Annotated in this window: 20 protein-coding genes; all 20 read left to right on the forward strand. The window is 60.6% G+C overall.

Annotation, left to right across the window (positions count from 1 at the left end):
• The first annotated feature begins 5 nt into the window (after positions 1-5).
• Positions 6-2,042, forward strand: a complete 2,037-nt coding sequence (gene flgK, locus BLV67_RS14120) for a flagellar hook-associated protein FlgK (RefSeq protein ID WP_069788076.1) — start codon at positions 6-8, stop codon at positions 2,040-2,042.
• Between the two features lie 14 nt (positions 2,043-2,056).
• Entirely contained in the window at positions 2,057-3,640 is a 1,584-nt protein-coding gene (locus BLV67_RS14125; protein WP_069788077.1) for a flagellar hook-associated protein 3, read from the forward strand.
• Positions 3,641-3,917: 277 nt separating this feature from the next.
• Positions 3,918-4,847, forward strand: coding sequence for a ketoacyl-ACP synthase III (locus tag BLV67_RS14130; protein ID WP_053257317.1), 930 nt, complete (start codon positions 3,918-3,920; stop codon positions 4,845-4,847).
• 265 nt (positions 4,848-5,112) lie between these two features.
• Positions 5,113-6,558 (forward strand): flagellin N-terminal helical domain-containing protein, encoded by a 1,446-nt coding sequence (locus tag BLV67_RS14135; protein ID WP_058422163.1) that lies wholly within the window; start codon positions 5,113-5,115, stop codon positions 6,556-6,558.
• Between the two features lie 75 nt (positions 6,559-6,633).
• Complete coding sequence (locus tag BLV67_RS14140; protein WP_053257315.1) at positions 6,634-6,993, forward strand: flagellar protein FlaG; 360 nt, start codon at positions 6,634-6,636, stop codon at positions 6,991-6,993.
• Positions 6,994-7,073: 80 nt separating this feature from the next.
• Complete coding sequence (gene fliD, locus BLV67_RS14145; RefSeq protein ID WP_069788078.1) at positions 7,074-8,486, forward strand: flagellar filament capping protein FliD; 1,413 nt, start codon at positions 7,074-7,076, stop codon at positions 8,484-8,486.
• Positions 8,487-8,630: 144 nt separating this feature from the next.
• Complete coding sequence (fliS, locus tag BLV67_RS14150) at positions 8,631-9,020, forward strand: flagellar export chaperone FliS (RefSeq protein WP_017134932.1); 390 nt, start codon at positions 8,631-8,633, stop codon at positions 9,018-9,020.
• A gap of 23 nt (positions 9,021-9,043) precedes the next feature.
• A complete protein-coding gene (gene fliT, locus BLV67_RS14155; RefSeq protein ID WP_017134933.1) occupies positions 9,044-9,340 on the forward strand; it encodes a flagellar protein FliT in 297 nt (98 codons plus the stop codon).
• Positions 9,341-9,509: 169 nt separating this feature from the next.
• Positions 9,510-10,985, forward strand: a complete 1,476-nt coding sequence (locus BLV67_RS14160; RefSeq protein WP_065929754.1) for a sigma-54 dependent transcriptional regulator — start codon at positions 9,510-9,512, stop codon at positions 10,983-10,985.
• A gap of 110 nt (positions 10,986-11,095) precedes the next feature.
• Positions 11,096-12,307 carry a sensor histidine kinase gene (locus tag BLV67_RS14165; protein WP_069788087.1) on the forward strand — a complete coding sequence of 404 codons (1,212 nt, stop codon included), beginning with the start codon at positions 11,096-11,098 and terminating at the stop codon, positions 12,305-12,307.
• 7 nt (positions 12,308-12,314) lie between these two features.
• Positions 12,315-13,694: a sigma-54-dependent transcriptional regulator gene (locus BLV67_RS14170; RefSeq protein ID WP_069788079.1), complete on the forward strand. Its 1,380-nt coding sequence runs from the start codon at positions 12,315-12,317 to the stop codon at positions 13,692-13,694.
• A 131-nt stretch (positions 13,695-13,825) separates the two neighbouring features.
• A complete protein-coding gene (fliE, locus tag BLV67_RS14175) occupies positions 13,826-14,155 on the forward strand; it encodes a flagellar hook-basal body complex protein FliE (RefSeq protein ID WP_016972029.1) in 330 nt (109 codons plus the stop codon).
• Between the two features lie 16 nt (positions 14,156-14,171).
• Positions 14,172-15,947 carry a flagellar basal-body MS-ring/collar protein FliF gene (gene fliF, locus BLV67_RS14180; RefSeq protein ID WP_069788080.1) on the forward strand — a complete coding sequence of 592 codons (1,776 nt, stop codon included), beginning with the start codon at positions 14,172-14,174 and terminating at the stop codon, positions 15,945-15,947.
• Positions 15,940-16,959: a flagellar motor switch protein FliG gene (fliG, locus tag BLV67_RS14185; protein WP_010208743.1), complete on the forward strand. Its 1,020-nt coding sequence runs from the start codon at positions 15,940-15,942 to the stop codon at positions 16,957-16,959. Before fliF ends, fliG begins: the two co-directional genes overlap by 8 nt.
• 10 nt (positions 16,960-16,969) lie before the next feature.
• A complete protein-coding gene (gene fliH, locus BLV67_RS14190) occupies positions 16,970-17,734 on the forward strand; it encodes a flagellar assembly protein FliH (protein WP_069788081.1) in 765 nt (254 codons plus the stop codon).
• Positions 17,724-19,082 (forward strand): flagellar protein export ATPase FliI, encoded by a 1,359-nt coding sequence (gene fliI / locus BLV67_RS14195; RefSeq protein WP_069788082.1) that lies wholly within the window; start codon positions 17,724-17,726, stop codon positions 19,080-19,082. Before fliH ends, fliI begins: the two co-directional genes overlap by 11 nt.
• Before the next feature lie 3 nt (positions 19,083-19,085).
• A complete protein-coding gene (fliJ, locus tag BLV67_RS14200) occupies positions 19,086-19,535 on the forward strand; it encodes a flagellar export protein FliJ (protein ID WP_069788083.1) in 450 nt (149 codons plus the stop codon).
• 105 nt (positions 19,536-19,640) lie between these two features.
• Entirely contained in the window at positions 19,641-19,946 is a 306-nt protein-coding gene (locus BLV67_RS14205; protein ID WP_065929748.1) for an STAS domain-containing protein, read from the forward strand.
• A complete protein-coding gene (locus BLV67_RS14210) occupies positions 19,943-21,661 on the forward strand; it encodes an ATP-binding SpoIIE family protein phosphatase (protein WP_065929747.1) in 1,719 nt (572 codons plus the stop codon). The genes BLV67_RS14205 and BLV67_RS14210 overlap by 4 nt, the downstream gene beginning before the upstream one ends.
• A 30-nt stretch (positions 21,662-21,691) precedes the next feature.
• The gene (locus BLV67_RS14215) at positions 21,692-22,036 is read left to right on the forward strand and encodes an Hpt domain-containing protein (protein WP_065929746.1); all 345 of its coding nucleotides are present in this window, start codon (positions 21,692-21,694) and stop codon (positions 22,034-22,036) included.
• Positions 22,037-22,125: the final 89 nt, after the last annotated feature.

Genomic DNA, 22,125 nt, shown 5'->3' on the forward strand with positions numbered 1-22,125 from the left:
GAACCATGAGTTTGCTCAGTATCGGGATGTCAGGACTCAATGCCTCTCAAGGCTCGTTGTCGGTCTTGAGTAACAACATTGCCAACGTCAATACCCCGGGATACTCGCGTCAGCAGACCACCCAGAACGCCAGCGCCAGCAACCAGTATGGCGGCGTGTTTATCGGCAGTGGCACAACGCTTGCGGATGTGCGCCGCATTTATAACGACTTCCTGGGCGCTGCCTACCAGAGCAGCACCGCCCTTAACAGCGATGCCAACGCCTACGCGGGTCAGGCCGCCGCCATCGACAAGACCCTGTCGGACAAGTCCACGGGTATGTCGGCCGTGCTCAGCGCGTTTTTTGCCTCTTTGCAGAACGCCGCGGCCACGCCCAGCGACGTGTCCGCGCGGCAGTTGCTGATCACCAACGCCCAAACGTTGAGCAACCGCTTCAACGCGATTTCCACGCAGTTGACCCAGCAGAAAGAAAGCATCAACGGTCAGTTGCAGACCATGAGTGACCAGGTCAACAAACTGACTTCGTCGATTGCCTCGCTCAACAGCCAAATTGCCACGGCCCAGGGTTCTTCGACCAGTGCGCCGGCCAACCTGCTGGATGCGCGCAATGAGGCGGTGCGTTCGCTCAATGAGTTGATCGGCGTGACGGCCACCGAAAAGAACGGCCAGTTCAGCATCACCACCGGCACCGGCCAATCGCTGGTAGAAGGCAGCGTTGCCAATACCATTTCGGCGGTGCCGAGCAAGAACGACAACAGCCAGTACACCATTCAGCTGAACATGGGCGACACGCCGATGGACATCGGCAATGTGGTCAGTGGCGGCAGCATTGGCGGCCTGTTGCGTTATCGCAGTGATGCGCTGATGCCGGCCATCAACGACCTGGGACGCATCGCCATTGCCACCGCCGACAGTGTTAACAGCCAGTTGGGCCAGGGCCTGGACCTGAACAGCGATTTCGGCTCCTCGCTGTTTGGCGACATCAACAGCGCTGCGGCGATTTCCCAGCGCAGCCAGGCGGCCGCCGGTAACAGTGCAGGCTCGGGCAACCTGAACGTGACGATTGCCGACAGCAGCAAGCTGTCGACCTTCGACTACAAGGTGACCTTCACCAGCGGCAATCAATACAACGTGGTGCGCTCCGACGGCAAAGCCATGGGCTCGTTCGACACCACCACCACGCCACCGCCGGTGATTGACGGCTTCACCCTGGCCTTGAACGGCAAGGGACCGGTGGCGGCCGGCGACAGCTTCAAGGTCAGCCCGACGGCCAATGGCGCCAGCGGCATCAGTGTCGACCTCAAAGACCCGAACAAACTCGCCTTCGCCGCGCCCTTGGCCGGCAATGCCAGCAAGACCAATACCGGCACCGGCGCGTTCACCCAGCCGACCCTGACCGTGCCGATCGATATCGACGGCGGCGTCGCGACTGCGCAATTGCGCACCGGGATCGAAAACTCGATGCCGGTGAAAATGGTGTTCGGCAAGCCGGCGGCGGACGGCACCCAGTCCTATGCAATCAGTGATGCCCAGGGCAACCCGATCGGCACCGGCACCATCATTCCGGGCCAAGGCAACAAGGTCAGCATCAATGTGCCGATGCGTGATGCCAGCGGTGCGTTGATCCCCGGCAAAAGCTTCAGCTTTGACACCTCCGTGTCCGGTTCGCCGGCCAATGGCGACAGCACTACCTTTTCATTCAACAGCGGCGCCAGCTCCGATGGCCGTAATGCCCAGGAACTGCTGGGGTTGCAGACCAAGGCCACGGTGGGTGCGGTGGACGGCAATGCGGGCGTCAGCCTGGTCAGCGCCAACAGCCGGCTGGTGTCCCAAGTCGGCTCCAAGGCCGCCCAGGCCAACACCGACAGCACCGCCACCGGCGCCTTGCTGGCGGCGAACAAGGCGGCCAGCAACTCGGTGTCCCAGGTCAACCTGGATGAGGAAGCGGGCGACATGATCAAGTTCCAGCAGTACTACACCGCGTCGTCGCAGATCATCAAGGCCGCGCAGGAAACCTTCAGCACACTGATCAACGCCCTTTAAAGGAGTCTGGAACGATGCGTATCTCTACACAGCAGTATTTCGACACCAGCTCCAGCAAGTATCAGGACAACTATTCGGGTGTGGTGAAGGCCCAGGACCAGGCGAGTTCCGGTGTGCGTGTGCAAACCGCGTCCGATGACCCGGTGGCCGCCGCCCAATTGCTGATGTTGCAGCAGCAGAAAGACATGCTGGGGCAGTACAACGGCAATATCACGAGCTTGCAAAACTCGCTGACCAACGAAGAAAGTGTGCTGGCGAGCATCAATACCTCCATGCAAGCCGCCCAGGGCCTGGCACTGCAGGCCGGTAATCTCAAGCTCAGCGATGATGACCGCAAGGCGATCGCCAGCCAGATAGGTGCCCTTGAAGACCAGGTGTTGGGCCTGCTCAATACCAAGGACTCCAGCGGCAACTATATGTTCTCCGGGACCAAGACCGACACGCCGCCTTACACCCGTAACAACGATGGCACCTACACCTATCAGGGCGATGAGACGCCGCTGAGCCTGCAGGTGTCGAGCAACCTGACGGTCTCTGCGGGGGATACGGGCAAGACGTTGCTTGAGAGTTCTTCCAATACCGGTCGCACCCAGGCCACGCTGTTGCCGCCTGCGGTGAATGACGGCAAGGTCGCGATCTCGGCGGGCCTGATCACCTCCGGCACCACTTACACCAAGAGTTTTTCCGATGGTCAGCCCTATACATTGACCTTCTCCAGCAGCACCCAATACAGCGTGAGCGACAAGGACGGCAATGACGTTACCGCCGAGATCACCGGTAACGGCACGTTTGACTCCACCAAGGAAGGCGCTTCGAGTGTCAACTTGCGCGGCGTCAAATTCGATATCAGCTTGAACCTGGGGCCGGATGTCGCCTCGGGTGCGCCTGCGGATGCATTGGTGGCGGGCAAGGCGTTCACCCTCGAAAGCAAGCCGGACACGTTCAGCAGCTCGCGTACCGCCAGTAATCCGTCCACGGCGCAACTGACCGGCGGCCGGGTCACGGATCAGCCGACCTACGCCAGTACCTTTCCCAACTCGGGTGCGGTGATCAAGTTCACCAGCGGCAATGCCTACGACGTGTATGCTCAGCCGTACACGCCGAACAGCAAGTCGATTGCCTCGGGCACCATGGCCACCGGCGCGACGTCGATTACCGCTGCCGGAGTGACGTTCGATGTGAGCGGTACGCCAGGGGCTGGTGACCAGTTTTCTGTTGGTGCCACCAGCAACAAAAATATGAATGCCCTGGATACCTTGGGCCAGCTGCGCAAGGCCCTGCTGGTCCCGGCGGATGGCAACCAGGTCGCCAAGAACAACCTCAAAGACGTGTTGAACACCACCATCGGCAACCTGACCAACGCGTCGGCGCAGATTGACCAGGTGCGCGGTTCGATTGGTGCGCGCCAGAATGCGCTGGATATTCAGGGCCAGGAAAACACCAGTCTGGGCCTGGCCAACACCTCGACCATGTCGTCACTGGCCAACGTCGATATGGGCCAGGCTGCCATTGACCTGACCTTGCAACAGACCATGCTGCAAGCCTCGCAATTGGCTTTCGTGAAAATCTCGCAGTTGAGCCTGTTCAGCCGCATGTAATCGGCGGTGATACAAACGGCCCAGCCTGGAAACAGGGTGGGCCGTTGTCGTTTCTGGTGCCGGGAATGTTGCCGGGTTTTGCATAAAGCGCACAAAATTGAGTGACCTGTGAGTCATAAAGCGCATCTTCACTGTATCGTGTGAAAAGGATAAGTCGCTTGCGAGTCTTCACACGGCGGCTTTCAGCGATATTTTCATGGGGTTATCCCCTTTATTGTCAGCGCTCCCGGCCAAGCCCGAGGGGTGTTATCCAGCTATTTAGTATTGGGAAGCCACAATGATTGGCATAAAAAGCATCGCCAGTTACGTGCCGGCAGACGGGGTTGATAACTACGCCCAGGGCGCCAAATTCGCCAAGGATGAAGATTTCATCATCGGCAAGATCGGTTCGGCGTTCCTGCCGCGCAAGGATGCTGCGCAGGAAACCTCTGATCTGTGCGTCGAGGCAGTCAACGCCTTGTTTGCGGCCAACCCGGATTTGAAGCGCGAATCCATTGACGCGCTGATCGTTGTGACGCAAAACGGCGACGAAGAGGGGTTGCCCCACACCGCCGCCATCGTCCAGGACAAGCTGGGCCTGCCCACCCACGTGGCTGCGTTTGATATTTCCCTGGGCTGCTCGGGTTACGTCTACGGCATCTATGCGATGAAGGGCTTCATGGAAGCCACCGGCCTGAAAAACGGCCTGCTGATCACCGCCGACCCGTATTCGAAGATCGTCGACCCGGAAGATCGCAACACCACCATGCTGTTCGGCGATGCCGCCACCGCCACCTGGATGGGTGAAGACGCGCCGTGGTTGCTGGGCAAGTCCAAATTCGGCACCGACGGTTCCGGCGCACCGCACCTTAAGGTCAGCGACGGCGTGTTTTTCATGAACGGCCGCCAGGTGTTCAACTTCGCGTTGCTCAAGGTGCCGGCACATTTGCACGAGCTGCTCAATGAGTCGGACCTCAAAGCCGACGAAATCGACGCATTCTGTATTCACCAGGGCAGTGCGGCGATTGTTGACGCGGTCGCGCGGCGTTTCGAAGATGCGCCCGTGGAGAAGTTCATCAAGGACATGGTCGAGACCGGCAACACCGTGTCCTCGAGTATTCCGCTGCTGCTGGAAAAGCACATGATCGACGGCGATTGGAAGCGGGTTGCCATCAGCGGTTTCGGCGTTGGCCTGTCGTGGGGCTCGGCGATTCTCTATCGCCCGTAACGCTCTAACAGGCTGCACACAAAAACGCCCAGGCTCAAAAAGCCTGGGCGTTTTTTATTTGGCGCCAGAAAACCCAGCAATTGCGAGTGATTGGGCTATCGTAAATGCTTGAATTACAAAGGGTGGCCCCGTGCTAGTAAAAAAAATCAAAAAAGTCCTCAAGCAACCTGCTTTCACGACGATAACTATTACGAAGGTTCTCTAGGCCACACCCGGCGGTTGCCAGGGCCGGAAGCCGCAGTACACCACCCACGAGGATTTCGTCATGGCTTTAACAGTAAACACCAACCTTGCTTCGTTGACCGTTCAGAACAACCTGAACAAGGCTTCCGGCGCCCTGCAAACCTCCATGCAGCGTCTGTCCTCCGGCCTGCGTATCAACAGCGCCAAAGACGATGCGGCCGGCCTGCAAATCTCCAACCGTCTGACCAGCCAAATCAACGGCCTGGGCGTTGCGATCAAAAACGCCAACGACGGTAGCTCCATTGCTCAGACCGCTGAAGGCGCCATGCAGCAGTCCACCAACATCCTGCAAAGCATGCGTACCCTGGCTCTGCAATCCGCCAACGGCTCGCCAAGCGCTGAAGACCGTAAGTCGAACCAGGCTCAATACGCTGCTCTGACTGCTGAATTGACCCGTATCGCTACCACCACCACCTTCGGTGGCAAGAACCTGCTGGACGGTTCTTTCGGTACTACGTCGTTCCAGGTCGGCGCCAACGCCAACCAGACCATCGACATGAGCATCGGTAACGTTGCCGCCAACAACATTGGTTCGCAGCAGCTGAAAACTCAATCCCTGACGCCTTCGGCAACAGGTATTGCCGGCGGCGCGATCACCGTTACCGGTGGTGGCCAGTCTGCAACCGTGACCCTGGCAGCTGGCGCTTCCGCCAAGCAGATCGCTGCTCAAATGAACGGCGCTGTCGGCGGCCTGGCTGCGACTGCCAGCACTGAAGCTAAGTTCACCGTAAACACCGCTACCATCGGTGCTGCTACCCCTCCGAACGCTAACTTCACCCTGCAAGTGGGCAGCGGTGCAGCCGTTCAGTTCACTGGCGTGACCAGCACTGCCGACCTGGCTAGCCAACTGTCGTCCAACGCTGCCAAGCTGGGCATCAGCGTTAACTACGATTCGTCGACCGACGCTCTGTCGGTCAAGTCCGACACCGGTGAGAACCTGACCTTCAACGCTGGTGACGGCGGTGCTGCTGGTATCTCGGTTGCAACAAAAGACGGCAGCGGTACCTTCGGTACTGCTACTGCACTCGCCGCCACCGCTATCATTGCTACCGGTGCTGTTTCGCTGAACTCCTCCAGCAGCTACGCGCTGAACGGCGCGGGTGTAGCTGGTGTGTTCGCTGCCGGTGCTGCTACCGCTGCCAACTCCACCAAAACCACCGTCAACAACACCGACGTTACTACCGCTGCCAACGCGCAAAACGCGATCGACGTGATCACCCAGGCGATCTCGGACATCGACTCCCAGCGTGCCGGCCTCGGTGCTGTACAAAACCGTTTCGACAACACCGTTGCCAACCTGCAGAGCATTGCAGACAACTCCAGCGCCGCTCGCGGTCAGATCCAGGACGTTGACTACGCTGCAGAAACTGCTCAGCTGACCAAGCAACAAACCCTGCAACAGGCTTCCACTGCGATCCTGTCCCAGGCCAACCAGCTGCCTTCCGCTGTACTGAAGCTGCTTCAGTAATAGCCATCGGTAGATGACTGACGGAAGGGCGCGTTTACGTGCCCTTTTGTCTTTTGCGTGATGAGGAGACTGGACATGGACATGAGCGTCAAGTTGAACCTGTCTTATCCGGCAGCGGCGCCGCAAAGTGCTCCTGCTCCTGTAAGTACCGACCCGCAGAAAACCAAGGTGGACCCTACGGTCGCCACGGTCCAGCCCAAGCAGGACTCGAAGCCGTCCGACCTTGAACAGGCGGTCACGGATATTCGCAAATTCGTCCAGGCTGCCCAGCGCAACCTGGATTTTTCCATTGATGACACCACCCATCAGGTGGTAGTCAAGGTCATTGCGACCGACAGCGGCGAGGTGATTCGTCAGATCCCTTCGGAAACTGCGTTGAAACTCGCACAAAGCCTTCACGACGCCAGCAGCGTGTTGTTTGACGCCAAAGTCTGAGCTGGCATGAATTTTGTTGCTGAAGCTGCTTGAGGCGTCGTACGTCAAGAAAGCGCCAGCCCCGGATCAGGAGAACAGTCATGGGTGATATTACGGTTAGCGGCCCAGTTACGAACATCGATACCCAGTCGATCGTGACGGCATTGGTGAACGCGGAACAGGCACCCAAGCAGTCGCAGATCAACAAGCAGACGCAAACGTCGACCGCCCAGCTGTCCTCGATCGGCAAGATTCAAGCGGCACTGGATGCGTTCCGCGGCGCTATGGACAACATGGCCAAAGACGCCAGTATCGGCGGTTTGTCGGCAACGACCTCGGATAACAACGTATCGGCCATCACGCTGGGGGCCGGCGCTTCCGCGGGCAGCTACCAGTTGGTGGTCAATCAGTTGGCGACGGCCTCGAAGGTCGCTACCCAGACCTTTGCAGCCGGGACGAAGGCTGTCGTCAATAGCGGCACTACGTCGACCACCCTGGAGATCTCCCAGTCGGGCAAGAGCTATGGTGTGAGCGTTCCGCCAGGTGCGACGTTGCAGCAGGTGCGTGACTCGATCAACGCGCAATACAGCAGTGCTGGTTTGAGTGCCAACATCGTGACTGACGCCACCGGTTCCCGTTTGGTCATGACGTCGACCAATACCGGCGTCGGCACCGACATTACCCTCGGCGGTAACTCCGGCCTGGAAGCCGGAGCGTCAGTCGTGACCGTGCCGCAGAACGCGAAGTACACCATTGACGGTACCGCTCAGGAATCCAAGAGCAATACCCTGGGTGACGCGATCAGTGGTGTGAGCATCAAGTTGACGGCAGTGTCGCCTCTGCCTGCCGGCTCTACAGATCCGCTACCCCCTGGCTCAACCGTTACGCGCCTGAGTTCGACCATCACCATCGCGCGAAGCACCGACACCCTCAAGAGTTCGGTCAAGGGCTTTGTCGACACCTATAACGCCCTGATGACTGCGATCAACACTGAGACCGCGGTGACCACCAATGCCGACGGTTCCATCACGTCGGCTGCGCTGACGGGCGACGCCACTCTGCGTACCCTGACCTCGGCCGTTCGTAGCGAACTGAACGCATTGGGTGGCACCGGCTCGTTGAAATCCCTGGCCCAGTTTGGTGTGAACACTGACCAGAAGACCGGCAAGCTCAGCATTGACGATAAGTTGTTCAGTGCGGCGATCGCGACCAACCCCACTGACATTGGCGGCATTTTCAACGGCGACAAGGGGCTGCTGGCTCGGATGAAGACCGCGACCGACAGCTATGCGCTCAGTGGTACCGGGGTTCTCGCCACGCGTACCTCGACGCTGTCGGCAAACATCAAAGACCTGCAAAACCAGCAGGACACCCTGACCGCGCGCATGGCGGCCTTGAAGACGAGCCTGACTGCCAAATACACCACGATGAACAACCTGGTCGCCCAGCTCACCAGTCAACGTTCCAGCGTGATGACGACGCTTAACGCGCTGAATAATCCGAAGACCAATTGATCCTCAATGAGGCCGCCCGGCAATGTGATTAACGTTGTCGGGCGTGACCTTCGCCAGACTATCGGCTTAAAGTTTTTTGCGACGCCGTCGACATAATAATCAGAGCCCATCTTTTTTAGCTGTTGCCTGCCACGAGGTAGAAACATGAATCCCATGAGAGCCCTTCGCCAATACCAGAAGGTCAATTCCCATGCCCAAGTCTCTGAAGCCAGCCCACATCGCCTGGTGCAGATGCTGATGGAAGGCGCGCTGGACCGCATGGCGCAGGCCAAGGGCGCCATGGCTCGTGGTGATATCGCGCAGAAGGGTTTGTTGTTGGGCAAGGCGATCGATATTTTGATCGGCCTGCGTGACGGCCTGAACCCGGAAAAAACCGATGATCCGGCCGCGTTGCAGCAACTCGATAACCTGTATGCCTACATGACCACGCGTTTGCTTGAAGCCAACAGCAAGAGCGATGTCAGCATGATCGACGAAGTAGCCGGCCTGATGATTACGCTCAAGGAAGGCTGGGACGGTATTGCAACACTGTAGGCCTTTGGCCTGAGGATGATGTCATGAGCCACGCCCTGCAACGGATTGACGAGACCCGCGAAGCCTTGGTCGACGCATTGGCGCAACGTAACTGGGACGCCATCGGCGAACTGGACATGGGGTGCCGCGCAGTCATCGACGAAGCGCTCAATAACGCGCCGGTGGACGAGGATGCGCTGCGGGAGAAGTTGGAGAGTTTGCTGGCGGTGTATCAGCAGTTGCTGGAGGTCACGACCGGCGAGCGCCAGGCGATTTTCGAAGAGATGTCGCAGATCAACCGCGCGCAAAGTGCGTCAAAGGTTTACCATCTGTTCGGCTGAACTGGCCCAGTTAATCCGAACAGTGCGTCATATATTTGACTGTGCTCGTATTTTTGACTTAACTAGTGCTGTTTTCAGATTTCAGGCGTCTGTTAGGTAAGAAGTCCTACAGGCGTCTCGATTGCCCTCACTCTGGGGCAGGAAGTTTTACTAGGGAAGTTGCTATTGCATGTGGCGTGAAACCAAAATTCTGCTGATTGATGACGATAGCGTCCGTCGCCGCGATTTGGCGGTGATTTTAAATTTTCTCGGTGAAGAAAATTTGCCCTGCGGCAGCCATGACTGGCAGCAGGCGGTCAGCTCTTTGTCGTCGAGCCGTGAAGTTATTTGTGTGCTGATCGGGACGGTAAATGCTCCTGGCGCCATTTTGGGCCTGTTAAAGACACTGTCGACCTGGGATGAGTTCCTTCCGGTGTTGCTGATGGGTGATATTTCTTCCGTGGACCTGCCGGAAGACCAGCGCCGCCGCGTGCTTTCAACCCTGGAAATGCCGCCCAGCTACAGCAAATTGCTCGACTCCCTGCACCGTGCCCAGGTCTATCGCGAGATGTACGACCAGGCTCGCGAGCGCGGCCGTCACCGTGAACCCAACCTGTTCCGCAGCCTCGTCGGCACCAGCCGTGCGATTCAGCATGTGCGCCAGATGATGCAGCAAGTCGCCGACACCGACGCCAGCGTGCTGATCCTTGGCGAATCCGGCACCGGCAAGGAAGTGGTTGCCCGCAACCTGCACTATCACTCCAAGCGCCGCGACGGGCCATTCGTGCCGGTCAACTGCGGGGCGATCCCGGCAGAGCTGCTTGAAAGCGAACTGTTCGGCCACGAGAAGGGCGCCTTTACCGGGGCGATCACCAGCCGTGCCGGGCGTTTCGAACTGGCCAACGGCGGCACCTTGTTCCTCGACGAAATCGGCGACATGCCGCTGCCGATGCAGGTCAAGCTGTTGCGCGTATTGCAGGAGCGCACCTTCGAGCGCGTGGGCAGCAACAAGACCCAGAGCGTCGACGTGCGCATCATTGCCGCCACGCACAAAAACCTCGAAAGCATGATCGAGGTCGGCAGCTTCCGCGAAGACCTGTACTACCGCCTCAACGTATTCCCCATCGAGATGGCCCCGCTGCGCGAGCGCGTGGAAGACATCCCGTTGCTGATGAACGAGTTGATCTCGCGCATGGAGCACGAAAAGCGCGGTTCGATTCGCTTCAACTCCGCCGCGATCATGTCGCTGTGCCGCCACGGCTGGCCGGGCAACGTGCGTGAGCTGGCCAACCTGGTAGAGCGCATGGCGATCATGCACCCCTACGGTGTGATCGGCGTGGTCGAACTGCCGAAGAAATTCCGTTACGTCGACGACGAAGACGAACAACTGGTCGACAGCCTGCGCACCGACCTCGAAGAGCGCGTGGCCATCAACGGCCACACGCCGGACTTCGGCGCCACCGCCATGCTGCCGCCCGAAGGCCTGGACTTGAAGGACTACCTCGGTAGCCTCGAGCAGGGCCTGATCCAGCAGGCGCTGGACGATGCCAACGGCATTGTTGCCCGCGCCGCCGAACGCTTGCGAATCCGTCGAACCACCCTGGTGGAGAAGATGCGCAAGTACGGTATGAGCCGCCGGGAAGGTGATGAACAGGCGGATGATTGACGCCTGTTTTTTAAGCTACTGAAATTTCAGTAGTTTTTTTTAGGCACGGGTATTGCTACAGCCCTCGCAACGTTCCGTTTAACTGACGGTCAGCCAAGCGAGAGAGCATGATGCCCCACGCCGCCCAACTTTCTTCCGCCCCTGCTATTGCGGGGCTCGTTCCGTCCTCAGAGCCGCTGACCCGGCAGGGTCTTGAACAGGCGTTCTCGCAGTTCAACCAGATGTCGAGCCAACTGACTGACTCTTACAGCTTGCTGGAGGCGCGGGTTTCCGAGCTTAAAGGCGAGCTGGCGGTGGTCAGTGCCCAGCGCATGCAAGAGCTGGCCGAGAAAGAGCGCCTGGCCAACCGTCTGCAAAACCTGCTGTCGCTGCTGCCCGGTGGCGTAATCGTCATTGATGATCAGGGCCGCGTGCGCGAAGCCAACCCGGCTGCGGTCGACATGCTCGGCCTGCCGCTGGAAGGCGAGTTGTGGCGCGAAGTCATCGCCCGCTGCTTCGCCCCCCGTGAAGACGACGGCCACGAAATATCCCTCAAGGACGGCCGCCGCCTGTCCATCGCCACCCGTTCCCTGGACGCCGAGCCTGGCCAACTGGTGCTGCTCAACGACCTGACGGAAACCCGTCACCTGCAAGACCAGCTGGCGCGCCATGAACGCTTGTCGTCGTTGGGGCGGATGGTCGCTTCGTTGGCGCATCAGATCCGCACGCCGTTGTCGGCGGCGCTGATCTACGCCAGTCATTTGACTGACGAGCAATTGCCGGCCGCCACCCATCAGCGTTTTGCTGGCCGTCTCAAAGAGCGCTTGCATGAGTTGGAGCACCAGGTGCGCGACATGCTGGTGTTCGCCCGCGGCGAATTGCCGCTGACCGACCGCGTTACGCCCGCCCTGTTGATGCAGTCGCTGCAAGCGGCGGCCGCCACCCATATCCAGGACGCCCAGGTGCGCTGGCAGTGCGACAGCCACCAGGGCGAGTTGCTGTGCAATCGCGACACCCTGGTCGGCGCCTTGCTTAACCTGATCGAAAACGCCACCCAGGCCAGTGGCCTCGGAGCGCGGCTCAAGGTCCACCTGTACACCCGCGAGCAAACCCTGCGCCTGTGTATCAGCGACAGCGGCAGCGGCATCGAACCGCGTGTGCTGCAACGCCTGGGCGAACCGTTTTTTACCACCAAGACCAACGGCACCGGCCTCGGCCTGACCGTGGTCAAGGCCGTGGCACGTGCGCATCAGGGAGAATTGCAACTGCACTCCCGATTGGGGCGTGGCACCTGTGCATTGATGACCTTGCCACTGTTTTCCAGCACGGCAAGCGCGGAGTAAAAGGACTATGGCTATCAAGGTTTTACTGGTCGAAGACGATCGCGCCCTGCGTGAAGCATTGGCTGACACGCTGCTGCTGGCGGGCCATGACTACCGGGCGGTCGGTTCTGCCGAGGAAGCCTTGGAGGCGGTCGAGCAGGAATCTTTCAGCCTGGTGGTCAGTGACGTCAACATGCCCGGCATGGACGGCCACCAGTTGCTCGGCCTGCTGCGCGCGCGCAAGCCGCAGTTGCCGGTGCTGCTGATGACCGCCCATGGCGCCGTGGAGCGGGCGGTGGACGCCATGCGCCAGGGCGCGGCGGATTACCTGGTCAAACCCTTTGAGCCTAAAGCCTTGATCGAACTGGTTGCCCGGCATGCACTCGGCGTTGTTTCGAACGCCGAAGGCCAAGGCCCGATTGCCTTTGAACCGGCCAGCGCACAGTTGCTGGAACTGGCGGCCCGTGTGGCGCGCAGCGATTCCACCGTGCTGATCTCCGGCGAGTCCGGCACCGGTAAAGAAGTGCTGGCGCGGTATATCCACCAACAATCGAGCCGTGCCAAACAACCGTTCATCGCGATCAACTGCGCGGCGATCCCTGACAACATGCTCGAAGCCACCTTGTTCGGCCATGAAAAAGGCTCGTTCACCGGCGCCATCGCGGCCCAGGCCGGCAAGTTCGAACAGGCCGACGGCGGCACCATCCTGCTCGACGAAATCTCGGAAATGCCCCTGGGCCTGCAAGCCAAGCTGCTGCGGGTGTTGCAGGAGCGTGAGGTGGAGCGCGTGGGTGCGCGCAAGCCGATCCAGCTGGATATCCGCGTGGTTGCCACCACCAACCGCGACCTTGCGGGCGAAGTGGCGGCGGGGCGCTTTCGTGAAGACCTGTTCTACCGGCTATCCGTATTCCCGCTGGCCTGGCGCCCGTTGCGCGAACGCCCGGCGGACATCATCCCGCTGGCCGAGCGCCTGCTGAACAACCACGTCAAAAAAATGAAGCACGCCCAGGCGCGGCTGTCGGCCGAGGCTCAGGCTTGCCTGATCAGCTACCCATGGCCGGGCAACGTGCGCGAATTGGACAACGCCATCCAGCGTGCGCTGATTTTGCAGCAGGGCGGTTTGATCCAGCCGCAGGACTTTTGCCTGGCCATGGGCAGTGGCAGCGCGCCGTTGCCGAGCCTGGCGCCCGCACCGGTGGCGGCTGCCGATACCGAGTCCGGCGGTGCGCTGGGCGACGACCTGCGCCGCCGCGAATTCCAAATGATCATCGACACCTTGCGTGCCGAGCGCGGCCGTCGCAAAGAGGCCGCTGAGCGCCTGGGCATCAGCCCGCGCACCCTGCGCTACAAGCTGGCGCAGATGCGCGACGCCGGCATGGACGTGGAAGCCTACCTGTTCGCCACCTGACCGGTAACAAGGTCGACAAGGTTTGTCGCCTTTTCTTACGAGTTGCTACAGAGCTGGCACCCTTGTTGCTACCTCCCCTGGTAATTGCTGCGTAGTGTCAAAAAATTGCGGGTCGTCGGAGAGAGAAGGTCATGAGCCAGGGTATTGAGTTCAATCGGTTGATGTTGGATATGCGCTCCATGCAAATGGATGCCATGGCTCAACCGAAATCCGTCGCGCCAGCGCCGGAATTGGGCCAAAGCAGTTTTGCCGACATGCTCGGTCAGGCAATCAACAAAGTCAGCGACACCCAGCAAGCCTCCAATCAGTTGGCCACCGCCTTCGAGATCGGCAAGAGCGGCGTGGACCTCACCGATGTGATGGTCGCTTCGCAAAAGGCCAGCGTTTCCTTTCAAGCCTTGACCCAAGTGCGTAACAAGCTGGTTCAGGCTTATCAAGACATCATGCAGATGCCGGTTTAAGGACGAGATTTAAGTCATGGCAGAAGCAGTCTCCGACAACGTACCCGCCAAGGCAGACGGCAAGCCGCCGCTGTTTGGCCTGTCGTTCCTGGAAAACCTCTCGGAAATGACCATGCTGCGGCAGGTGGGCCTGATGGTCGGCCTGGCGGCGAGCGTGGCGATTGGTTTTGCCGTGGTGTTGTGGTCGCAGCAACCCGATTACCGTCCGCTGTACGGCAGCCTGGCCGGCATGGATTCCAAGCAGATCATGGAAACCCTGGCCGCCGCCGACATCGCCTACACCGTGGAGCCCAATTCCGGCGCCTTGCTGGTCAAGTCCGATGACGTGGCCCGTGCGCGCATGAAGCTGGCTGCGGCTGGTGTAACGCCGTCCGACAGCAATATCGGTTTTGAAATCCTCGACAAGGACCAGGGCCTGGGCACCAGCCAGTTCATGGAAGCCACCCGCTACCGTCGTGGCCTGGAAGGCGAACTGGCGCGCACCATCAGCAGCTTGAACAACGTCAAGGGCGCCCGCGTGCACCTGGCGATCCCGAAAAGCTCGGTGTTCGTGCGTGACGAACGCAAGCCAAGTGCCTCGGTATTGGTCGAACTGTTTTCCGGCCGCTCCCTGGAGCCTGGCCAGGTACTGGCGATCATCAACCTGGTGGCCACCAGCGTTCCCGAATTGAGCAAGTCGCAAATCACTGTGGTCGACCAGAAGGGCAACCTGCTGTCGGACCAGGCCGAGAACTCCGCGCTGACCCAGGCCGGCAAGCAGTTCGACTACAGCCGCCGCATGGAAAGCATGCTGACCCAGCGGGTGCACAACATCCTGCAACCGGTGCTGGGCAATGACCGCTACAAGGCTGAAGTGTCCGCCGACGTGGATTTCAGCGCGGTCGAGTCGACCTCCGAACAGTTCAACCCGGACCAGCCTGCGCTGCGCAGCGAGCAGTCCACCAGCGAACAACGTACCGCCAGCAATGGCCCGCAAGGTGTGCCGGGTGCCCTGAGCAACCAGCCACCGGCCCCGGCGACTGCACCACAAACCACCGGTGGCGCCGCTGCCACGGCTGGCGCGATCCAGCCGGGCCAACCACTGTTGGACGCCAACGGCCAGCAGATCATGGACCCGGCCACCGGCCAGCCCATGCTCGCACCGTACCCGGCGGACAAGCGTAACCAGTCGACCAAGAACTTCGAACTCGACCGTTCCATCAGCCACACCAAACAGCAGCAGGGCAAGATCAATCGCCTGTCGGTGTCGGTGGTGGTCGATGATCAGGTCAAGGTCAACCCGGCGGATGGTGCCGTCACCCGTGCACCGTGGAGCAGCGATGAATTGGCGCGTTTCACGCGCCTGGTACAGGACGCCGTCGGTTTCGACGCCAGCCGTGGAGACAGCGTCAGCGTGATCAACATGCCGTTCTCCGCCGAGCGCGCCGAAGTGATCGCCGACCCGGCGTTCTACACGCAGCCATGGTTCTGGGACATCGTTAAACAAGTGCTGGGTGTGTTGTTCATCCTGGTGCTGGTGTTCGGCGTGCTGCGCCCGGTGCTCAACAACATCACCGGCAACGGCAAGAAACAGCTGGCTTTGGCCGGTGGCGACGTCGAGTTGGGTGGCATGGGCGGCCTGGACGGCGAACTGGCCAACGACCGCGTCAGCCTCGGCGGCCCGCAAAGCATCCTGTTGCCAAGCCCGAGCGAAGGCTACGACGCTCAGCTGAATGCAATCAAGAGTCTGGTAGCAGAAGACCCGGGCCGTGTGGCTCAGGTCGTGAAAGAGTGGATCAACGCAGATGAGTGATAATCGAGCCGCTGTTGCCAAGCTCACCAAGGTCGATAAAGCCGCAGTTCTGCTGCTGTCCCTGGGTGAAACCGACGCCGCCCAAGTGCTGCGCCACATGGGGCCTAAAGAGGTCCAGCGGGTGGGCGTGGCCATGGCGCAGATGCGCAATGTGCACCGCGAGCAAGTCGAGCAGGTGATGAGCGAGTTCGTCGAGATCGTCGGCGACCAGACCAGCCTGGGCGTCGGCTCCGACAGCTATATCCGCAAGATGCTCACCTCGGCTCTTGGCGAAGACAAGGCCAACGGCCTGATCGACCGCATCCTGCTGGGCGGCAACACCAGTGGCCTGGACAGCCTCAAGTGGATGGAACCGCGCGCGGTGGCCGACGTGATCCGCTATGAGCACCCGCAGATCCAGGCGATCGTCGTGGCTTACCTCGACCCGGACCAGGCCGGTGAAGTGCTCGGCCACTTCGACCATAAAGTGCGCCTGGACATCATCCTGCGCGTGTCGTCGCTGAACACCGTGCAGCCGGCAGCCCTGAAAGAACTCAACACGATTCTGGAGAAGCAGTTCTCCGGCAACTCGAATGCTTCGCGCACCACCTTGGGCGGCATCAAGCGTGCGGCCGACATCATGAACTTCCTCGACAGCTCGGTCGAAGGCCAGTTGATGGACTCGATCCGCGAGATCGACGACACCCTGTCCGGCCAGATCGAAGACCTCATGTTCGTGTTCAACAACCTCTCCGATGTCGACGACCGTGGCATCCAGGCGTTGCTGCGCGAAGTCTCCTCCGACGTGCTGGTGCTGGCCCTCAAGGGCTCGGACGAAAACGTCAAAGAGAAGATCTTCAAGAACATGTCCAAGCGTGCTTCCGAACTGTTGCGCGACGACCTCGAAGCCAAAGGCCCGGTGCGCGTCAGCGACGTCGAAACCGCGCAGAAAGAAATCCTCACCATTGCCCGCCGTATGGCCGAAGCCGGAGAAATCGTTCTCGGCGGGAAGGGCGGCGAAGAAATGATCTAAGGCGCGTCCCATGTCGAACAAAGATGAGACGCCCAGCGATCTGATTCGCGCGCGGGATGTCGGCGGGTTCGACATCTGGTCGCTGCCCAGCTTCGATCCGCATGTGCCGGAGCCTGAGCCTGAACCGGTGGTTGAAACGCCGGTAGAGATGGAAGAAGTGCCGCTGGATGAAGTCCAGCCACTGACCCTTGAAGAGTTGGAGGCCATCCGCCAGGAAGCCTACAACGAAGGCTTTGCGGCCGGCGAGAAGGACGGCTTTCGCAGCACCACCCTCAAGGTGCGCCAGGAAGCCGAAGAGGCGCTCAGCGTCAAACTCGCCAGCCTTGAGCGGCTGATGGGCACGCTGTTCGACCCGATTGCCGAGCAGGATACGCAGATCGAAAAAGCCATGGTCGGCCTGGTCGAGCACATTGCTCGCCAGGTGATCCAGCGCGAACTGGTGCTCGATTCCAGCCATATCGAAAGCGTCATGCGCGAAGCCCTCAAGCTGCTGCCGTTGGGCGTGGGCAATGTGCGCCTGTACATCAACCCGCAGGATTTCGAACAGGTCAAAGCCCTGCGCGAGCGCCATGAAGAAACCTGGCGCATCGTCGAGGACGCGGCGTTGTTGCCCGGTGGTTGCCGCGTCGAGACGGAACACAGCCGCATCGATGCCACGGTGGAAACCCGTATCAGCCAGATCATGGCCAAGCTGTTTGATCAACTGCATGAACAAGCCCTGCACCCGGCCGAGCCAGACCTGAGTGTGGACCTGGACGCCGCCGATGCGCCTTGATCGCACCAGCTTCGCCAAGCGCCTGGGCGGCTATGCCGAGCTCACTGAGTTGCCCGGCCAGCCGATTCTCGAAGGGCGCCTGCTGCGCATGGTTGGCCTCACTCTCGAGGCCGAAGGCCTGCGCGCCGCCATGGGCAGCCGCTGCCTGGTGATCAACGACGACAGCTACCACCCGGTGCAGGTCGAGGCCGAGGTGATGGGCTTTTCCGGCAGCAAGATTTTCCTCATGCCTGTCGGCAGCCTGGCGGGCATCGCCCCCGGTGCCCGCGTGGTGCCCTTGGCCGACACCGGCCGCCTGCCCATGGGCATGAGCATGCTCGGCCGCGTGCTCGATGGCGCCGGTCGCGCACTCGACGGCAAAGGCGGGATGAAGGCCGAAGACTGGGTGCCGATGGACGGCCCGACCATCAACCCGCTCAACCGCAACCCCATCAGCGTGCCGCTGGACGTGGGTATTCGCAGCATCAACGGTTTATTGACGGTTGGTCGCGGCCAGCGTCTGGGCCTGTTTGCCGGTACCGGCGTGGGTAAGTCGGTGTTGCTGGGCATGATGACGCGCTTTACCGAGGCCGACATTATCGTGGTCGGGCTGATCGGCGAGCGCGGCCGTGAAGTGAAAGAATTCATCGAGCACAGCCTCGGTGAAGAAGGCCTCAAACGCTCGGTGGTGGTCGCATCCCCAGCCGACGATGCGCCGCTGATGCGCCTGCGCGCCGCGATGTACTGCACGCGTATCGCCGAATATTTTCGCGACAAGGGCAAGAATGTCCTGTTGCTGATGGACTCGCTCACGCGTTTTGCCCAGGCCCAGCGGGAAATCGCCCTGGCCATCGGCGAGCCGCCCGCCACCAAAGGTTATCCGCCGTCAGTGTTCGCCAAGCTGCCCAAGCTGGTGGAGCGCGCCGGTAATGCCGAGGCCGGTGGCGGTTCAATAACTGCGTTCTACACCGTGTTGTCCGAAGGCGATGACCAACAAGACCCGATTGCCGACTCGGCGCGGGGCGTGCTCGACGGCCACATCGTGTTGTCACGGCGGTTGGCGGAGGAGGGGCACTACCCGGCCATCGACATCGAAGCCTCGATCAGCCGGGTGATGCCGGCGGTGGTCACCGCAGAGCACATGGCCCGTGCGCAGCACTTCAAACAACTGTGGTCGCGTTATCAGCAGAGCCGAGACCTGATCAGCGTCGGCGCCTACGTGGCCGGTGGCGATCGCGAAACCGACCTGGCCATCGCGCTGCAACCGCAGTTGGTGAGCTACCTGCGCCAGGGCCTTAACGACAAAATCAGCATGGGCGAAAGCGAAGCCCACCTGGGCTCGATCTTCGCCCCGGCGCCGGGCGGTTAAGCCATGGCCAGCACCCGTTCTTCACGCCTGGCCCCAGTGGTGGACATGGCCGAAAAGGCCGAGAAAACCGCCGTGCAACGCCTGGGGTATTTCCAGGGTCAGGTGCGCCTGGCGGAAAGCAAACTGGGTGACCTGGAGCGTTTTCGCAGCGAGTACCAGCAACAGTGGATCGAACGCGGCAGCAAGGGCGTGTCCGGCCAATGGCTGATGGGTTACCAGGGCTTTCTCAACCAGCTGGAAACTGCCGTGAGCCAACAGCGCCAGAGCCTGGCCTGGCACCAGAATAATCTCGATAAGGCTCGTGAGGCTTGGCAAGCGGCGTTTGCCCGGGTTGAAGGGTTGCGCAAGCTGGTGCAGCGTTATATCGACGAAGCGCGGGCCATCGAAGACAAGCGCGAGCAAAAGCTGCTCGACGAGCTATCACAGCGTCTTCCGCGCCAGTCACAGTACTAACAGCTCCCACACACGCCAGCTCCCACATTTGAGTATCAGTGTTGCTCACATCTCTATCAGCTGCTAAACCTTGTTGCATATTGCCAATGACAAGGAAGCAGTCACATGTCAGTCGAATCAGAAGTGTCCCTGGATGGGACGAAGTTGACGATTAAAGTAAGAGGCCGTTTCGATTTCGGTAACCACCAGACCTTTCGTGAGGCCTACGAACGGTTTTACAAAGTGCCCGAGATCTACGTGGTGGACCTGAAGGACGCCACCTACATGGACAGCTCGGCCCTGGGCATGCTCCTGCTGTTGCGTGACCACGCCGGTGGCGATAACGCCGAAGTGCAGGTCATCAACAGCAACTCCGATGTGCGCAAGATCCTCGCCATCTCCAACTTCGACAAACTGTTCGACATCAGTTGAACACCCTGGCCCCCGTACTCGAGGCGCTGACGATCCTGATCGCCGAAGACAGCGCCGCCGATTTGCTGTTGCTGTCGACGATCATTCGGCGTCAGGGCCATCAGGTGCTCACCGCCTCGAATGGCGCGCAAGCCGTCGAGGTGTTCACCCGTGAGCGCCCGCAACTGGTGTTGATGGACGCCCTGATGCCGGTGATGGACGGCTTTGAGGCGGCGCGGCGGATCAAGCAATTGGCGGGTGAGGCGCTGGTGCCGATCATCTTTCTTACCTCGCTGCGCGAGAGTGAAGCCCTGGCCCAGTGCCTGGATGCCGGTGGCGATGATTTCCTGCCCAAACCCTATAACCCGCTGATCCTGGCCGCCAAGATCAATGCCATGGACCGCCTGCGGCGGCTGCAGGCCATGGTGCTGCGCCAGCGCGACCAGATCGCCCGGCACCACGATTACCTGTTGCATGAGCAACGTGCGGCCAAGGCGGTGTTCGATAAGGTGGCGCATTCGGGTTGCATCAATGCGGCGCCGAACATTCGTTACCTGCAATCGCCTTATGCGCTGTTCAACGGCGACCTGTTGCTGGCGGCCTACACGCCCTCCGGCGACATGCATGTGTTGCTCGGTGACTTCACCGGCCATGGCCTGCCGGCCGCCGTGGGCGCCATGCCGCTGGCGGAGGTGTTCTACGGCATGACCGCCAAGGGCTACGGCCTGGCCCAGACCCTGCGCGAGATGAATGCCAAGCTCAAGCGCATCCTGCCGGTGGACATGTTCTGCTGCGCCACCCTGGTGTGCCTGAGTGCCCAGCGGCGCGTGGTGGAGGTGTGGAACGGCGGCATGCCCGAGGGCTATGTGCATGAGATCGCCACCGGCAAGCGCACGCCGTTGGTGTCGCGGCACCTGCCGCTGGGTGTGCTGTCGGCGCAGGCGTTTGATGACAGCACCGAAGTCTGGCCCATGGCCCTGGGCGACCGGGTGTTCTTGCTGTCCGATGGTGTACTGGACACTGCCGACGCCAATGATCAGTTATTTGGCGCTGCGCGCTTGCAGCAGGTATTTGCCGGCAATCGCAAGCCCGACCGCTTGTTTGAGGATATTGAGCAGGCCCTGGCGGCGTTTCGGGGCGAGGCGCGTGATGATGTGAGTATGGTGGAGATCACCTTGCAGGCGGGCCAGCCGTCGCGGGCGGCTGAGCCGCTGTACGCCGACAGTGGCCAGTCGTGCCCGCTGGATTGGTCGGTGAGCTTCGAGTTTCGTGCGCGCACGCTCAAAAGCTACAACCCGTTGCCGTACCTGTTGCAGTTGTTGCTGGAGATTCACGGCCTGCGCGGGCAGAGCGGGGCGCTGTACAGCGTGATGGCCGAGTTGTATTCCAATGCGCTGGAGCATGGCGTGCTGGGCCTGGATTCGCGACTCAAGCGCGATGCCCTGGGGTTTGCCGAGTATTACCGCCAGCGCAACCAGCGCTTGGCGCAGTTGAACAGCGGTTATGTGCGGGTGCATGTGCAGGTGGTGCCGACTGCCACAGGTGGCAAAATGACGCTGCGCATTGAGGACAGTGGCCCCGGCTTTGACGTGGAACAGGTGCTGGCGCGGCCGCTGGATATCGACCGCCTGTCTGGCCGCGGGCTGAGCCTGGTACGGCAACTGAGCAGCGATGTACGCTGGACCGATGGCGGGCGCAGTGTATGCGTGGAGTTTTGCTGGGGGGCTCTGGCATAATCCGCCGATTCTTGATCAAGGAGCGAACAAGTGCTTGAGATTCATCTGGACCCTGATGTGCTGACGGGCCTGCAGGAAGTGATGGAAAGCGAGTATCCGAAACTGCTGGAGACCTTTCTGGACGATTCGCAAAAGCGCGTCGAAGCGTTGCGCAAGTCGCGTGATGATGCCAAGGCGTTGGGGCGCATTGCCCATAGCTTCAAGGGCAGCAGTGGCAACCTTGGGGCGGTGCGGTTGGCGCAGTTGTGTCAGCGGCTGGAGGTGGAGTCCGTCGAGCTGACGGCGGACTTGGGTGCGCTGGTTGATCAGATTGATCATGAGTTTGCGTTGGTGCGGCCGCTGTATGAGTCGGAAAGGCAGCGCTTCGGCCTCTGAATCACCAAAGTTGTACCAGTCCTGTGCGGATCAAACTGTGGGAGCGGGCTTGCTCGCACACATTTAGACTGTGTTTTACCTGTCATTTG

The organism is Pseudomonas salomonii, from assembly GCF_900107155.1.
Classification (GTDB): domain Bacteria; phylum Pseudomonadota; class Gammaproteobacteria; order Pseudomonadales; family Pseudomonadaceae; genus Aquipseudomonas; species Aquipseudomonas salomonii.

What these genes read in the sequence shown, in the direction of transcription:
- fliI (WP_069788082.1), top strand. Translation starts at nt 17,724, where the DNA reads ATGCGCCTTGATCGCACCAGCTTCGCCAAGCGCCTGGGCGGCTATGCC.
- BLV67_RS14135 (WP_058422163.1), top strand. Translation starts at nt 5,113, where the DNA reads ATGGCTTTAACAGTAAACACCAACCTTGCTTCGTTGACCGTTCAGAAC.
- fliH (WP_069788081.1), top strand. Translation starts at nt 16,970, where the DNA reads ATGTCGAACAAAGATGAGACGCCCAGCGATCTGATTCGCGCGCGGGAT.
- BLV67_RS14160 (WP_065929754.1), top strand. Translation starts at nt 9,510, where the DNA reads ATGTGGCGTGAAACCAAAATTCTGCTGATTGATGACGATAGCGTCCGT.
- BLV67_RS14170 (WP_069788079.1), top strand. Translation starts at nt 12,315, where the DNA reads ATGGCTATCAAGGTTTTACTGGTCGAAGACGATCGCGCCCTGCGTGAA.
- BLV67_RS14165 (WP_069788087.1), top strand. Translation starts at nt 11,096, where the DNA reads ATGCCCCACGCCGCCCAACTTTCTTCCGCCCCTGCTATTGCGGGGCTC.
- BLV67_RS14140 (WP_053257315.1), top strand. Translation starts at nt 6,634, where the DNA reads ATGGACATGAGCGTCAAGTTGAACCTGTCTTATCCGGCAGCGGCGCCG.
- flgK (WP_069788076.1), top strand. Translation starts at nt 6, where the DNA reads ATGAGTTTGCTCAGTATCGGGATGTCAGGACTCAATGCCTCTCAAGGC.
- BLV67_RS14130 (WP_053257317.1), top strand. Translation starts at nt 3,918, where the DNA reads ATGATTGGCATAAAAAGCATCGCCAGTTACGTGCCGGCAGACGGGGTT.
- fliS (WP_017134932.1), top strand. Translation starts at nt 8,631, where the DNA reads ATGAATCCCATGAGAGCCCTTCGCCAATACCAGAAGGTCAATTCCCAT.
- fliD (WP_069788078.1), top strand. Translation starts at nt 7,074, where the DNA reads ATGGGTGATATTACGGTTAGCGGCCCAGTTACGAACATCGATACCCAG.
- fliJ (WP_069788083.1), top strand. Translation starts at nt 19,086, where the DNA reads ATGGCCAGCACCCGTTCTTCACGCCTGGCCCCAGTGGTGGACATGGCC.
- fliF (WP_069788080.1), top strand. Translation starts at nt 14,172, where the DNA reads ATGGCAGAAGCAGTCTCCGACAACGTACCCGCCAAGGCAGACGGCAAG.
- fliT (WP_017134933.1), top strand. Translation starts at nt 9,044, where the DNA reads ATGAGCCACGCCCTGCAACGGATTGACGAGACCCGCGAAGCCTTGGTC.
- fliE (WP_016972029.1), top strand. Translation starts at nt 13,826, where the DNA reads ATGAGCCAGGGTATTGAGTTCAATCGGTTGATGTTGGATATGCGCTCC.
- fliG (WP_010208743.1), top strand. Translation starts at nt 15,940, where the DNA reads ATGAGTGATAATCGAGCCGCTGTTGCCAAGCTCACCAAGGTCGATAAA.
- BLV67_RS14125 (WP_069788077.1), top strand. Translation starts at nt 2,057, where the DNA reads ATGCGTATCTCTACACAGCAGTATTTCGACACCAGCTCCAGCAAGTAT.
- BLV67_RS14205 (WP_065929748.1), top strand. Translation starts at nt 19,641, where the DNA reads ATGTCAGTCGAATCAGAAGTGTCCCTGGATGGGACGAAGTTGACGATT.